The sequence below is a fragment of the Atopobium sp. BS2 genome (genome assembly GCF_000565075.1).
Lineage (GTDB): Bacteria > Actinomycetota > Coriobacteriia > Coriobacteriales > Atopobiaceae > Lancefieldella.
Map to the genome: position 1 here is coordinate 74,239 of NZ_JDFG01000033.1, position 13,692 is coordinate 87,930.

14 protein-coding genes and 3 tRNA genes are annotated in these 13,692 nt (G+C 47.6%); 16 read left to right on the forward strand and 1 reads right to left on the reverse strand.

What is annotated here, in order from left to right; all coding sequences use genetic code 11:
* Positions 1-4 precede the first annotated feature (4 nt).
* Positions 5-793, reverse strand: a complete 789-nt coding sequence (locus HMPREF1492_RS04125; RefSeq protein WP_035436170.1) for a ZIP family metal transporter — start codon at positions 791-793, stop codon at positions 5-7.
* Positions 794-943: 150 nt separating this feature from the next.
* Between HMPREF1492_RS04125 and HMPREF1492_RS04130 the strand changes: the two genes are divergently transcribed.
* From HMPREF1492_RS04130 to HMPREF1492_RS04205, 16 genes are all read left to right on the forward strand, one after another.
* Positions 944-1,019: transfer RNA gene (locus HMPREF1492_RS04130), tRNA-Ala, on the forward strand.
* A 40-nt stretch (positions 1,020-1,059) separates the two neighbouring features.
* Positions 1,060-1,135 (forward strand) — tRNA-Ile (locus HMPREF1492_RS04135).
* A 140-nt stretch (positions 1,136-1,275) separates the two neighbouring features.
* Positions 1,276-1,653 carry a hypothetical protein gene (locus HMPREF1492_RS04140; protein ID WP_035436173.1) on the forward strand — a complete coding sequence of 126 codons (378 nt, stop codon included), beginning with the start codon at positions 1,276-1,278 and terminating at the stop codon, positions 1,651-1,653.
* A 66-nt stretch (positions 1,654-1,719) separates the two neighbouring features.
* The gene (locus HMPREF1492_RS04145; RefSeq protein ID WP_035436176.1) at positions 1,720-2,127 is read left to right on the forward strand and encodes a hypothetical protein; all 408 of its coding nucleotides are present in this window, start codon (positions 1,720-1,722) and stop codon (positions 2,125-2,127) included.
* Positions 2,128-2,158: 31 nt separating this feature from the next.
* Positions 2,159-2,233 (forward strand) — tRNA-Val (locus HMPREF1492_RS04150).
* Positions 2,234-2,363: 130 nt separating this feature from the next.
* The gene (locus HMPREF1492_RS04155; RefSeq protein ID WP_035436179.1) at positions 2,364-2,756 is read left to right on the forward strand and encodes a VOC family protein; all 393 of its coding nucleotides are present in this window, start codon (positions 2,364-2,366) and stop codon (positions 2,754-2,756) included.
* Between the two features lie 223 nt (positions 2,757-2,979).
* Positions 2,980-3,744 carry an LPXTG cell wall anchor domain-containing protein gene (locus HMPREF1492_RS04160; protein ID WP_035436182.1) on the forward strand — a complete coding sequence of 255 codons (765 nt, stop codon included), beginning with the start codon at positions 2,980-2,982 and terminating at the stop codon, positions 3,742-3,744.
* Between the two features lie 94 nt (positions 3,745-3,838).
* A complete protein-coding gene (locus HMPREF1492_RS04165) occupies positions 3,839-5,857 on the forward strand; it encodes an ABC-F family ATP-binding cassette domain-containing protein (protein WP_035436185.1) in 2,019 nt (672 codons plus the stop codon).
* A 140-nt stretch (positions 5,858-5,997) separates the two neighbouring features.
* Entirely contained in the window at positions 5,998-6,678 is a 681-nt protein-coding gene (locus HMPREF1492_RS04170) for a site-2 protease family protein (protein ID WP_035436188.1), read from the forward strand.
* On the forward strand, positions 6,678-7,607 hold the full coding sequence (locus HMPREF1492_RS04175; protein WP_035436191.1) for a segregation and condensation protein A: 930 nt from the start codon (positions 6,678-6,680) through the stop codon (positions 7,605-7,607). Before HMPREF1492_RS04170 ends, HMPREF1492_RS04175 begins: the two co-directional genes overlap by 1 nt.
* Positions 7,608-7,610: 3 nt before the next feature.
* Positions 7,611-8,285, forward strand: a complete 675-nt coding sequence (scpB, locus tag HMPREF1492_RS04180) for an SMC-Scp complex subunit ScpB (RefSeq protein WP_035427519.1) — start codon at positions 7,611-7,613, stop codon at positions 8,283-8,285.
* 3 nt (positions 8,286-8,288) lie between these two features.
* Positions 8,289-9,128: a pseudouridine synthase gene (locus HMPREF1492_RS04185; RefSeq protein WP_035436194.1), complete on the forward strand. Its 840-nt coding sequence runs from the start codon at positions 8,289-8,291 to the stop codon at positions 9,126-9,128.
* A gap of 64 nt (positions 9,129-9,192) precedes the next feature.
* Positions 9,193-9,903: a histidine phosphatase family protein gene (locus tag HMPREF1492_RS04190; RefSeq protein ID WP_035436197.1), complete on the forward strand. Its 711-nt coding sequence runs from the start codon at positions 9,193-9,195 to the stop codon at positions 9,901-9,903.
* Positions 9,903-11,447 carry a (d)CMP kinase gene (gene cmk / locus HMPREF1492_RS04195; protein WP_035436200.1) on the forward strand — a complete coding sequence of 515 codons (1,545 nt, stop codon included), beginning with the start codon at positions 9,903-9,905 and terminating at the stop codon, positions 11,445-11,447. The genes HMPREF1492_RS04190 and cmk overlap by 1 nt, the downstream gene beginning before the upstream one ends.
* Before the next feature lie 3 nt (positions 11,448-11,450).
* Positions 11,451-12,305: a 4-hydroxy-3-methylbut-2-enyl diphosphate reductase gene (ispH, locus tag HMPREF1492_RS04200; protein WP_035436203.1), complete on the forward strand. Its 855-nt coding sequence runs from the start codon at positions 11,451-11,453 to the stop codon at positions 12,303-12,305.
* A 1-nt stretch (position 12,306) separates the two neighbouring features.
* On the forward strand, positions 12,307-13,689 hold the full coding sequence (locus HMPREF1492_RS04205) for a DUF512 domain-containing protein (protein WP_035436205.1): 1,383 nt from the start codon (positions 12,307-12,309) through the stop codon (positions 13,687-13,689).
* The last annotated feature ends 3 nt before the right edge of the window (positions 13,690-13,692 follow it).

The window sequence follows — 13,692 nt, forward strand, 5'->3', positions numbered from 1 at the left end:
GTTTTTAACCAAGCGCTACATCAAGCGTCATCATAACGGTAAAGCCTAGTGCGAAGGCAAGTACTCCAACATTTGAATGCTTGCCTTCACTCATTTCTGGAATAAGTTCTTCTACAACAACGTACATCATGGCGCCTGCGGCAAAACTGAGCAGGTAGGGAAGAATGGGAATAACAAGCTCTGCTGCAAGAATAGTGAGCACCGCTCCAATAGGCTCAACTATGCCCGATAAAATTCCCAAAATAAGTGATTTACCTTTAAAAGTACCACCCGCATGAAGAGGCATAGAAATGATGGCTCCTTCAGGAAAGTTTTGAATAGCAATGCCAAGCGCCAAAGCCATGGCTCCTGCATAGGTGATATTAGAGTTACCCGAGATCCATCCAGCAAAAACAACGCCTACGGCCATTCCTTCAGGAATGTTGTGGAGCGTTACTGCTAACGCCATAAGCGTTGATTTTTGCCAGCTTGTCTTAATGCCTTCAGCTTCATCGTCTGTCTCACCCAGGTGAAGGTGGGGAATTACATGGTCAAGCAAAAGCAAGAAAAGAGTGCCTACCCAAAACCCAACTACCGCGGGAACAAAAGCAAACTGTCCCATTGCTTCAGAGGATTCAATGGCCGGAATCAACAAACTCCAGATAGAAGCGGCAACCATGACGCCAGCGGCAAAGCCTGTAAGAGCACGCTCTACTGTTCGATTGAGGGCCTTCTTCATAAACAGTACCATCGCTGCACCCAGCGAAGTTCCTGCAAAAGGAATCAAAATTCCTTGTACTAGTTCTGTATTCATCTAAAACTCCCATAAGTTTCAATTAAGAGTAATCATTACTACTTGTGTACCCAGCACACTTTATGCAAATTCGATTTATATACCATCAATTACAAAATTGTCGAGAAAAACAGAGCTTTGGTTTGCTATAGTATTTCCCGCACCACGTTCGGGGAATTAGCTCAGCTGGGAGAGCGCATGACTGGCAGTCATGAGGTCAGGGGTTCGATCCCCCTATTCTCCACCACGCATTCTGGCGGCGGCATCTGTCGCCGCTTTTTTCTTACGGGCTCATGGCGCAACGGTTAGCGCAGGGGACTCATAATCCCTGGGTTGGGGGTTCAAATCCCTCTGGGCCCACCAAATACACTTGTGGCGAGAAACCCCTTGGTTTTCTCGCCATTTCTTTTACCGAAACTCTTTACCGTTTAATGATTCGATTACGTAATTTATATAAAAACGGGTAAAATATCCGTCAGTTATAACTTGTAGATAGGGGATACATGACTCCTGAGACTCGTAAGATGAAGATCTTTAGTTTGACACTTTTGATCGGCGGACTTTTAGGTCTTGTTAACGTTGCGGTTCTTGTAATTGGTGCCGGTCCATCAATTGATTCCGCTCTACTTTTGCTTGCAAGTATGATTTCACTTCTTACTGGTGGTTATGCAGCTAGAGAGGCTAATGTTCCTAATAGAGCTGCAGCCGCTTATCCTATGATTTTTGGATCGTGTGTGGTTTTGGCTGTTGCTGTTGTTGCTCAGTTGATTTTGACACCTTCTGTAACTTTGCAGTTCATTGAGCTGTTTGCACTATTGGCAATGGCAAGTGCTGTTGCTCGAGGATCTCATAAAGTCAAAAAATCTCTTGAAGCCAAGTAAGTTTTTTATTGTTCTAGCTCCGGTTGTGTACGGTTTTCTTTGTGAACTGACTTGTTGGGGGTTTGTATGGATCGTGGAACTAAGTTGATGATGGCGCTTTCCTCTATGCTTGGCGCGCTTGGCGTTGCCGGTATTGTCATCTTTGCCTTCTCAGTTGGCTATGGCCGTTTCTCTTCCAGCATGATTGTGCTTCTCATGTGCAGCTTAATGTCGGTTTATTGCTGCTATATTCTGCAGAAATGCATTAGTTTGGCCAAAGATTTTGAGAAAACCCACGGTATTGTTCGTCTTGTAGCCGGTGTTGTACTCATTCTCTTTACTATTGAATGGGTCTTTGTTTCACAGCTTGCTTCTCAGCCAATGGTAATTGCACCAATGATTCTTCAGCTTATCTTCTTGGGAATCATTCTTGTTCAGATGAATAAGACTGTATCTACGTATTCACCGTCAAAAAAGTCAAAAGCTAGAAATTAGCTTCATTGTTTGTTATTATTGCAAGTCGTTCGGGCGATTGGCTCAGGGGTAGAGCACTTCCTTCACACGGAAGGGGTCGCTGGTTCAAATCCAGCATCGCCCACCATAGAATTTTTAAGGCCTAGGTTACTAGGCTTTTTTGTTAGTACTTAGTTACAGTAATGACTAATATTCATTGCCAAGCAGAAATCTTAGAGCTTCCCTTATATACTTGAGCCCTAGGAAAGGGGAGATGTATGACAAAATCAACTAACAATACCCGTGCCATTAATCCAGTTGAGCAGTTTGATATGTACGTTGCTCACATTGGCATTAACGCAAGCAATACGGACGAGGCAGAAAAGATTGCAAACCTGTTTACCGCTCTTATGGGACTTCCAACTATTGAGCAGCCACCTTCATTTTTTGCAGGGACCCTGGTAGAGGTCATGAAACAAAATGGGCGAGGCACAAAGGGTCATATTGGCTTCCACGTTAACAACATTCCTGCTGCCGAGAATTACTTTGCAGGTCGTGGCTTTGAAATTGACGAGACTTCTAGAAGGCTTAATCCAGATGGCAGTACCTTTTTGGTCTACTTCAAAGACGAGATTGCCGGCTTTGCTATTCACCTCACCATGGATAAGTAGCCTTACTTCCATCAAACTCAACTGACGATTTTTAGCGAGAAGACCTTTCAAGCACAAGGGTCTTCTCGCTATTTTTTTGCTGTTTACTGATTTATTCAGCATGCAAGATCTTCTGAAAAATTTGAGAAGTATTTGGGGAATTAAGAAACGGCTACATAACAGCTGTATTTTTATATTATCCTCTAGGCATATTCGTTGTAAGAATTTAATTCACGAGTTAAGAATGAAGAGAACAAAGTCTCTATTTGTTGCTCTGCTGGTCATGGTGATGTGTGCTGTAAGTCTTGGTTTTGCCCAGCCCGCATACGCAGCAAATGAGAATGTGTTGACCGTAAATGTTACTGACAACTATTATGGTAATCCTGTTGCTGGTGCTACCCTTAAGGCAACACCAGCCACTGAAAGATTACCAGGATACCCATATCCCGCATGTCCTCCAGTTACGCCTGTAATTCCCGCACCAGATCTAGCCACTTTACCTGGTAGCGATACTCCTCGTGCTATGACTCAGACACCTGAAGCACCTGGTGTTCCTTACACGCAGATCAGTCATGTTGATAGAGATGCGGATAATAACTATCTGCTTACCACTGGTCCTGACGGTACTGTTGTTATTCCTGATTATCTTGTTGAGAGAGAATCTACTATTACTCAGCTGACAACCCCTGATGGATACACCATCGAAGACCCTAATCCTCAAACTGCTAAGATTACCAGTACAGATACTACAGCAGAGGTTGTATTTGTAAACAAGAAGAACGAGGTTCCAACTCCTGAGCCTGCTTCAGAGCTAAGTCCTGAGCCAACTCCAGCACCAGAACCTCAGCCACAACCTCAGCCAGAGGCCCCAAAGGCTAAGAAGGTTAAGAAGTCCGCTCTTCCAGATACTGGTGATAACGCTCTTACGCTACCTCTAATCATTGGTGTTGCTGGCGCAACTATCATTGTTGTTGGCGCAGCTCTTTTCCTTCATAAGAAGTGTCAATAAATCTTCATAAGCTTAGCTTCATTTACATAATTCACCACGTAAATCAAGTGAATGACTTATACTTATCCAGTTCAGATATGTATGAGGAGTTCACTTGATTGCTCTTGCGGATAAGATTTCTAAGTCATTTGGCGGTAGAGTCCTTTATTCAAATGCAACACTTCAGCTCAATGCAGGAGAGCGTTGGGCTTTAGTTGGCCCTAATGGTGCTGGTAAGACTACGCTTCTAAAGATCATCATGGGCCTAGAGTCTGCTGATGAGGGAACCGTTACCTTTGCAAAAGACGCTACCCTTGGATACCTTGAGCAAGAGACAGAACTCATGGGGGACAGAACTGCTCTCAATGAGGTCATCGAGTCTGCTCATGAGATTAAACAGTGGGAGAGAAAGGTAAATGACCTTTCACTCAAAATTGCTGAAACTCCTGAGGGTGCCACGCTTAACAAGTACCTGGAAGATTATGCTCATGCCATGGAGCGCTTTGAGCGTCTTGGTGGCTATGAGCTTGAAAGTAGAGCTCGTCAGATTCTTGCAGGTCTTGGTTTCCCAGTAGAAGATTTTGACAAGCCAGCCAAAGAGTTCTCGGGTGGCTGGCAGATGCGTATCTCTTTGTCAAAGTTGCTTCTGCGTCGTCCTGACGTCCTTCTCTTGGACGAGCCTACCAACCACCTGGACTTGGAATCTGTTCAGTGGCTTGAGAGGTTCTTATCGTCATATGACGGCACGGTTTTACTGGTAAGCCACGACCGTTCGTTTATGGATGCTTGCGTGACTCACGTTGCAGCACTTGAGAATCGCATGCTAGTTACGTATACCGGCAATTATTCTGGTTACCTTCATCAGCGAGAAGAAAATCTTGAGCAGCTCCGTGCTAAACGTGCAGCTCAAGAGCGTGATATTGCTCATATGGAAACCTTCATTGAGCGCTTTAGGTATAAGCCAACTAAGGCAAAGCAGGTTCAAGAACGCGTAGCAAAGGTCGAGAAGATCCGTGAAGAGCTGGTAGTTCTTCCAGAGCAGTCTCACCATATGCATTTTAGGTTTCCAGAGCCTCCCCGTACCGGAGATACGGTCATTTCTCTTGAGGGTGTGGCCAAATCTTACGAGGATAACTTTGTCTACGATAACGTCGACCTTAAGCTGTATCGCGGAGATCACGTAGCGCTTGTTGGTCCTAACGGCGCTGGAAAATCCACTCTTATGAAGCTCATTGCCGGCAAGCTGAAGCCAGATGCCGGAGAAATCACTCTGGGCCAAAACGTCACTGAAGCTTACTATGCACAGCACCAGCTTGAAGAGCTCAATCCTGCAAATACGGTACTTGCAGAGCTTGATACCGTTGCTGCGGGCTGGACTACTTCTGAAGAGCGTAGATTGCTTGGAGCCTTCCTTTTCCATGGCGATGACGTTGAGAAACGCGTAAATGTGCTATCTGGCGGCGAGCGCGCCCGTCTCGCACTTGCTAAGATGCTGGTTTCTCCAGATCCACTGTTGCTTCTAGACGAGCCAACTAACCACCTGGATATTGACTCTGTTGACGTTCTAGAGAAGGCACTTGTTGACTTCCCAGGAACTATCATCTTAATCAGTCACGATGAGCACCTGGTTAGAGCTGTAGCTAACAAAGTTGTGGACGTTCGTGACCACAAGGTTACGGTCTATGACGGTAACTACGATTACTTCCTCTTTAAGCTGGCAGAGCTTCAAACAGCAGCTCAGGGGGAGACGTCGAGCAAGACCGTGTCCTCGTATGGAACTTCGGGTGCAAGAGCGGTTAAGAGTGCTGCTCCAGAGGCAGGTCAAGCTGCAGGATCTTCTCGCAATGTGAAGACTAAGGAGCAGAGAAGAGCTGAGGCGGAGGAGCGCAATCGTAGAAGTCGCGCGCTCAGAGAGACCAAGAAGCGCCTGGATGAGGTCGAGGCAGCGCTGACTCCTGCGCACAAACGCTACGATGAGCTCATGACGCTTATGGCTGATGAGGCTCTTTATAACGATCCTCAAAAGTTTGATGAGTGCATGGCTGAATACCAGGCACTTTCCAAGAAGATTCCTGCTCTTGAGGCTGAGTGGTTGGAGCTTTCAGAAAAAATGGAAGCTGACATTGATGAGTAGGTAGTTTTGCCAATCTTGGGTAAAATTGTCTTGTATCTACAGTCTTGTGCTTACTGTTTGTACCTAACGCCTTGTACTTGAGGCTTACGTCTGTACGTGTCCGTCTGTGTGTTTTTGCAGATGTTGAGATAAGGATTGTTGTGCCAACTGCTTTAACATCAGTTCCATCGCTTTTGACAACGCTCGCTGAATTTGCACTGGTAATCTTTGCCATTGTGGTTCACGAGGTTGCGCATGGCTTTGTGGCATACAAGTGCGGAGATCCTACCGCTAAAATGTCTGGCCGTTTGACGCTCAATCCACTGGCACACATTGACTTGTTCGGTACGGTTCTTTTGCCGTTTATGTTGGTATTGATGGGCGGTCCTAGCTTTGGTTACGCAAAGCCCGTTCCCTATAACCCCAACTACCTCAAAAATCGTCGTCGTGACGAGATTCTGGTAGCGCTTGCAGGACCTACTTCCAATATTTTACAGGCATTTCTCGGCGCACTGTTGCTGCGTTTGCTTAACGCGGTAAGCATTGCTTTTGGCACGGCTTTAAATCCGCTGATAATGTACTACGTTTCTTCGCTGGTAATCTTCTACATTCAGATTAACGTAAGCCTGGCAGTCTTTAACATGCTGCCAATTCCGCCTTTGGACGGATCTAAGCTGCTACTCTATTTTCTTGGCGAGAAAAACCGTCAAAAGTTCTACGCCATTGAGCCTTACTGTATGATTGCTGTAGTGGGACTCATGTTCTTTGCGCCTGGCTTTTTCTCGTCCATTATTGGGGGCATTTCTAACGTCATTTTGAGCCTGCTTGCGAGAATCATCTAATGTCGTACAAAGTAAACACCGCAACATATTCTGGCCCATTTGACCTGCTGCTTCAGCTAGTAAGTAGGCAAAAAGTTGCCATCGGCTCCATTTCTATCTCTGAGGTTGCTGATCAGTACCTGGCAGAAGTTGACGCCATGGAAGAGCTTGACCTAGACGTTGCCAGTGACTTTGTCCTTGTTGCGTCAACGCTTTTGGACATGAAAGCTCATGCCTTGGTGCCTCAAGATGTTTCGCTCAAAAATTCATACGATGAAGATGAGTATGATGACGAGCTTGACGGGCTTTCTCCTGATGAGGCTCGAGAAGTTCTTATTGCTCGCCTTATTGCCTATAAGCAGTTCAGAAATGCGGGTGCTGCGCTAGGTAGTCGTATGGAGGCAGAGTCGTACATGTTCCCACGCTCAGTGGGCCCAGATCCTGATTTTTTGAATCTCATGCCAGACTATCTTGAGGGCATTACCCTCAGAAGCCTTGCCGTCATCTGTGCGGACATTGACTCAAAACGTGAGACATTCTTGCTTGAAGCAGAACATGTGGCGCCAAAAAGGCTCCCAGTAGCTCTGACGGTAGCTTCTGTGGACCGACTGACGCGCTCTAAGGGCAAAGTGACGTTCTCTGAGCTCTTAGACGGTCAAGATACGCCAGAAATTGTGGTTGCAAACTTTTTGGCAGTGCTTGAGCTTTTTAAGCGCGGTCTTGTTCGTGTTCAGCAGGATGTCATCTTTGGCGAGATTGAGATTGAGCACATAGAGGGCGCAGATTCATACCAGCTTGATGAGTCGGTTCTTTTGGAACTAGAAGAACTGTCTGGTGATGAGCCAGACCTTGAAGGATTTAACTTGTCTCAAAATGCGCTCCAAGACGTCCAGCAGACGCTCTTATCGTTAACTCAAACGCCCGATGAAGTACAGAAAGAGGCGGAATAACTTATGGCAGAAGAGCTTACCTATTTAGATTCCGAGTCACTCAAAGGTGCACTAGAATCACTGCTTTTGGTTGCAACAGATGCAATCACTACGGCCGACTTTTCTAAGGTCACCAATGCAGCTCCTGCCGAAGTTGCCCAAGCGCTCAAAGAGCTTGCAGAGGAGTACACGCGTTGCAACAGGGGTTTTCAGCTCAGAGAGGTAGCTGGCGGTTGGCGTCTCTTTACGCACCCAGCTCACCATCAGCTGGTCAGCGATTTTGTGCTCTCCTGGGATACGCGCCGCCTTTCTCAGGCAGCTCTTGAGACGCTGGCGGTTATTGCTTATCACCAGCCCGTTACTCGTGAGGGCGTCCGTGCTATTCGTGGTGTTAACTCTGATGGTGTTATCTCTTCACTTCGCGAGAAAAACCTTGTGCGTGAAGTGGGCAAAGAGGCAGATAGGGGACAAGCTATTCTCTATGGCACAACAGCCCTTTTCTTAGAGCGCTTTGGCCTCAAATCTTTGCGAGAGTTACCACCATTGGAAGACTTTGCTCCCGATGAAGAGTCCAAGCAGTTTATTCGCGAGAGACTCTCTGGCAGAAGCTTCACTTCAACGCTTGAAGAAGCTGCAGAAGATATTGACGATGAGCGTTCCCTTTTGGGAGACAGCTACGATACGCAAGAGGATGCATAGGCTGTGGCAGAAGAGCGTATTGTTCCCATGCGCCTGCAGCGCTTTTTGGCGCGCGCAGGAGTGGCTAGCCGTCGCGGCTCTGAGCGCCTGATGACCTCTGGTCGCGTCACGGTAAACGGCCAGGTAGTCACCGAGCTTGGCAGCAAGGTTGATCCGCTGGTTGATGTTGTAGCAGTTGACGGCATTGTCTGCTCAATTGCCGAGAAACCCGTCTACTTGATGCTCAACAAACCTGCAGGGTATCTGACTACTATGAAAGACCCTCAGGGTAGACCAACCATTGTGGACATGGTTCCCACTGACTCATACCCGGGACTTTTCCCTGTTGGACGCCTTGATATGGATACCACGGGTCTTTTGTTCTTTACTACCGATGGTCAGATGGCACAAGAGCTTTTGCATCCCTCAAAACATGTATGGAAGCACTATGTTGCTCATGTCGTAGGTACACCTACAGAAGAGCAGTTAAATCGCCTGCGCGAAGGTGTTGAGCTTGAAGACGGCCCTGCAGCTCCTGCTGAGGTTGAGATTGTTTCCAACGATGCCAAGCTGAAGGCACTTCTCGCCCCACAGGGTTTAGGAAAAACCGGTGGAGGAGAGCCAAACTCCCTGGTCAGCGTAACTATTAGAGAAGGCAGAAAGCACCAGGTCAAAAAGATGCTTCTGGCTATTCACCATAGAGTTCTTGCACTTCACAGAGACACGTTTGGGCCGCTCCACCTTGCAGACGTTAAAGAAGGTGAGTGGAGACTTCTTACAGAAGAGGAAGTTGCCGCTCTGGAGCGCACTATTGGTAGAGAGCCTGGTGCTTCTCCCATCATGCCTTTACATGCCAGCAAGTAATTACTAGTCGTACGATTTCTAAGCGCACGTCAAACAGCTCAAACACGCCCAGAGAGGAGACATAATGCAGCCATTTGAAGTTCCAGCTCAGGTTCATCGTATTTTGTTTATGCGCCATCCAGAAAGCGTGGCTAATACACAGCGCTTTTTCAGTGGTAGAAGAGACGTTGAGCTTACCGAGCATGGCATTGAACAGCGAGAGCACGCTGTTCGTGCACTTGTTGCATTTCATCCAGATAGAATTTGGACCTCTCCTTTATCTCGCTGCAAAGACATGGCCCAGATGACCGCCACCGAGCTTGGTATTCCTTGTGAGGTAAAAGATGACCTTGCAGAGATGGATTTTGGCATTTTGGAGAGCAAGCGTTTTGCTGATGCAGAAGAGATTTTAAAGCCCTATGGCCTTACGTTTCCTTGGGCCTCAGACAAAAACGGCCACTCCATACCTGCTCCAGAAGCAGAGTCATACGAGCAGGTAAGAAGCAGGTGTCGCACTATTCTTAACGAACTTTCCAGTCTTTCTGGACGCACTGTTTGTATTTCTCACGGCGGCTATTTGCGCTCTATGATGGCAGAGATTTTTGGCATCCCAGGTAGTTCAAGCTGGAATGTACATCTTGCAAATGTCTCTTCAATCTTCTTTACTAGTACAGGCAGTTCTGATTTCAAGCTTGGTGGATTTAACCTTGATCCAGAAGAGGTTATTCGCCGTTCCACTGAGCCAAGTTTTTACGATTTTCGTGACATTTGGGGTGTCACCAAGGGGGATAAGTAATGATTGTTGCTATTGACGGCCCAGCAGGCTCCGGAAAGTCTACGGTAGCTCGCGCCCTTTCTGATCGCCTGGATTTGATTTTTCTTGATACAGGTGCAATGTATCGCTCCGTAACTGTAGAATGCCTGCGTCAAGGCATCGATATGACTGATACCGAGAAAATCATTCAGATAGCACGCAGCATTAGCATCTCGTTTGGTAACTCCGCAAACGGTCAGACCGTCTATGCAAACGGCTCAAACGTTACGACAGAGATTCGTACCCCAGAGGTAGATAGAAACGTTAGCGCTGTTGCAGCCATCCCTGAGGTTCGCGAGGCTATGGTCACGCTTCAGCGTCGCGCTGGCGAGAATGGCGATGTAGTCGCAGAAGGTCGTGACATTGGCACCGTGGTATTCCCTGAGGCAGATGTAAAGGTTTTTTTGACCGCAGATTCTGCTGCTCGTGCTCACCGCCGTGCCGTTCAGCGCCAGGGTGGAGATGCAGCCACCGGAAACGATGCCCATGTAGACGCCAAGAGTGAGGAGAAGATCCTCGAAGACATCAAGGCTCGCGATAAGGCTGATTCTGAGCGTAAGGCAGCGCCACTTCGTGCTGCAGAAGATGCTCACCACATTGACTCTTCTGCGCTTTCTGTTGAAGAGGTTATTGCAGCTATTATTGCCCTGCATCCTGGACTCGGCAAAAGAGATGCCCGCAACCACAGGGCTTCTCACCAGGGAAATGGATCAGAGAGCAGCTCTTCTGATGACGGGAAGTCTCACACGGAAGAGCCTAAGCGCTCCGAGAAAAAGTCTTCTATAGCAGCGGCATCTAATCGTTTGCGTCCTTTTGGCGGAAACTCATTTGACGATTATTACGATACCGCGCTTGCTGATTTTCCAGCTCCAGCAAAGTTCTTTAAATGGCTGGCAGTCAGTGTGCTTGGACTGATTACAAAAATCTGGTTTAGATGGCGTTGGGACAATGATCAGCTCTTTGTTGGTGATAAGACCCCTCGCGTTCTTATCATGAATCATCCAACATTTTTGGACCCCATTGTTACTGTTGTTCACCTGCTTGTTCATGGCATTCCCGTGAGAACCATTTACAAGAGTGAGTTCAACAAATTCAAACCACTTCAGTGGGCGCTTTCTAGACTTGGTGGTATCCCAGTAGATCGTGGAACTGCTGACATGAAGGCAATTCGACGTGCCACTACGGCTCTTTCTAGAGGAGAAATGCTTCTCATTTATCCTGAGGGTACCAGAGTCAGAAGCAACACTGAACGTGGAGAAACCCATGGCGGCTTTGCGCTTATTGCACAGCTTGCCAAAGTAGATGTTCAGCCTTTAGCAATTATTGGTGCCCTTGATATTAAGAAAAAAGGTTCTCCTCTGGTTAAGCCTGTAAAGGTGTATCTTCGCGCTGGTCAGAAGGTTTCTTTTAGTGATCTGACTTCTACAAAGCGTAAAGATCAGGCAAAAGAGATGGAAGAAGTGGCCATGGAGCGGGTATACGAACTAAGAGATGCAATGCTCAAAGAGCATCCCGGAAGGAATTAGTTCGTGCCTACTATCAAAATTGCCGATGAAGCAGGTGCTTGTTACGGCGTAGAAAGAGCTCTTCAGATGGTCCAGCAGGCCGTCAAAGATGCTCATGCGCCCGTGCGCACGCTTGGTCCGCTTATTCATAATCCTCGTGTTGTCACGTCCCTTAAAGACCAGGGCGTAGAGGTAGTTGATTCTGCCTCTGCGGCTAAAGGAAGTGCGCTTTTATTGCGTACTCATGGTGTAACTCCTCAAGAAGAGCAGATTGCCAAGGACGGCTGTGTTGACGTACTTGACGCAACCTGTCCGTTTGTAAAGAAGGCCCACGGAGCAGCAGAACTTCTCGCTAAGCAAGGCTATGCCGTGTACGTGGTAGGAGAGTCTGGACACCCTGAAGTTGAGGCAACGCTTGCTCACGTACCAGGCTCTTTGGCTATTGACTCTGTAGAAGAAGTTGCCGCTCAGGCAGACGCCATGAGAGCTGCAAAGAAGGTTGGCCTGGTAGTTCAGACCACCATGAGCGCCGCTAAGCTCTCTGAAGTAGTTAACGCGGTACTTCCGCTTGTTGACGAGCTTCGCGTCATGAATACTATCTGCGAGGCTACTGCGGGCCATCAGGACTCGTGCATGAGGCTTGCAAAAGAGTCTGACGTCATGATTATCATTGGCGGCAGGATCTCTGCAAATACCACTCGTTTAGCAGAGATTTCCAAGCTGTATTGCCCCGCAACCTATCACATTGAAGGCGCAGATGAGCTAGAGGCTTCTTGGTTTGAGGGAGCAGAGCATATTGGCATTACCGCCGGTGCTTCGACGCCAGAGGCTCATATCAACGCAGTTAAATCAGCTATTGAACAAATCGTAGGCGCCTAACATGGAACAGCGCGCAGACTACGGAAATACAAAATCTGGCGGACTTGGCGCACTGATTGAGTCCGTTGAAGAGGGTAGTCCTGCGTGGAAGGCTGGCCTTGAGCCGGGCATGATTATCGAGAAGGTCAATGGTGTAGTGCCAAAAGATCTGATTGATTGGCGTTGGGAGGCCGATGGCTCCCTCTGTGAGCTTGAAGTTTCTATTCCCGGTGATGACGCGCTCTATGAGTGTGTGCTTGAACGTGAATCCGGAGAAGACTGGGGCGTTGACTTTGTTGATGTGCTCTTTGATGGCATCAAGACCTGCGTAAACGCGTGCCAGTTCTGCTTTATGGCTATGCTGCCAGAAGATATGCGCCCCTCGCTTTCCATTAGAGACGACGATTACCGCCTGAGCTTTTTGCAGGGTAATTTTGTTACGCTCACTAACCTCACTGATGAGGACGTTGAACGCATTATTTCTCATAAACTTGAGCCTATGAACGTCTCTCTGCATGCAATCTCACCTGATGTTCGCCGGAATCTTATTGGTGCTCGTGCAGCTAGGGGCATTGAAGTTCTTCAGAAACTCATGGATGCTGGCATTGAGATCCACGGTCAGATTGTTTTGTGTCCTAACATCAATGACGGTGAAGAGCTTGATAAAACGCTTGATTGGGTAGAGGCTCATCAGCAGATTACCTCGTTGGCCATTGTTCCCCTTGGCTATACCAAAGACTCCAAACGCTTTACTCATTCGTATTCTGATGACGTAGAGCTATCCCGCTCTGTAGTCAAAATTGTTGAACCATACCAGGAGCGTGCACGAGCTTCTTTGGGCATTACGCGCTTCCAGCTCTCTGACGAGTTCTACGTAGACGCCCAGCTACCTATTCCACCTGCGTATACCTATGACGGTTATCCGCAATTTTATGACGGCATTGGTATGCTCAGAAGCTTCCTCGATGAGGCTGAAGAGGTCTGTAGCACTATGCGTACCGCTCTTGATGAGGCAGATACCTATCTTTCTGCTCGTTCTCGCAAGATTTTGCTGATTGTAGGAGAAGCTGCTCAGCAAACCATCCAGACCTTCTGCGACAGCTGGTCGGCTGATGGCAACGTTTCTACTTTTGCCGTGCGAAACGATTTCTTTGGTGGAGACGTTAATGTCACAGGACTTATCTGCGCCGTTGATCTTCTCGCCCAGGTACCTGAAGACCTCACAGATGTTCTTGTAGTGCTCCCTGAGGTCATGTTTAACTTTGATAAGGTCACCCTTGATGGCATGTCACTAGCCGATTTAACTGCGCAGCTAGAGGAACGCGGAGCAAAAGTCATCATGTCAATTCCTGGTCCCACAAACATTGCCAAGTCGTGCATTAAAGCGCTCAAAGAGTGGGATTAGCCA

Coding starts and splice junctions, on each gene's coding strand:
- HMPREF1492_RS04125 (WP_035436170.1), bottom strand. CDS start 793: ATGAATACAGAACTAGTACAAGGAATTTTGATTCCTTTTGCAGGAACT.
- HMPREF1492_RS04140 (WP_035436173.1), top strand. CDS start 1,276: ATGACTCCTGAGACTCGTAAGATGAAGATCTTTAGTTTGACACTTTTG.
- HMPREF1492_RS04145 (WP_035436176.1), top strand. CDS start 1,720: ATGGATCGTGGAACTAAGTTGATGATGGCGCTTTCCTCTATGCTTGGC.
- HMPREF1492_RS04155 (WP_035436179.1), top strand. CDS start 2,364: ATGACAAAATCAACTAACAATACCCGTGCCATTAATCCAGTTGAGCAG.
- HMPREF1492_RS04160 (WP_035436182.1), top strand. CDS start 2,980: ATGAAGAGAACAAAGTCTCTATTTGTTGCTCTGCTGGTCATGGTGATG.
- HMPREF1492_RS04175 (WP_035436191.1), top strand. CDS start 6,678: ATGTCGTACAAAGTAAACACCGCAACATATTCTGGCCCATTTGACCTG.
- scpB (WP_035427519.1), top strand. CDS start 7,611: ATGGCAGAAGAGCTTACCTATTTAGATTCCGAGTCACTCAAAGGTGCA.
- HMPREF1492_RS04190 (WP_035436197.1), top strand. CDS start 9,193: ATGCAGCCATTTGAAGTTCCAGCTCAGGTTCATCGTATTTTGTTTATG.
- cmk (WP_035436200.1), top strand. CDS start 9,903: ATGATTGTTGCTATTGACGGCCCAGCAGGCTCCGGAAAGTCTACGGTA.
- HMPREF1492_RS04205 (WP_035436205.1), top strand. CDS start 12,307: ATGGAACAGCGCGCAGACTACGGAAATACAAAATCTGGCGGACTTGGC.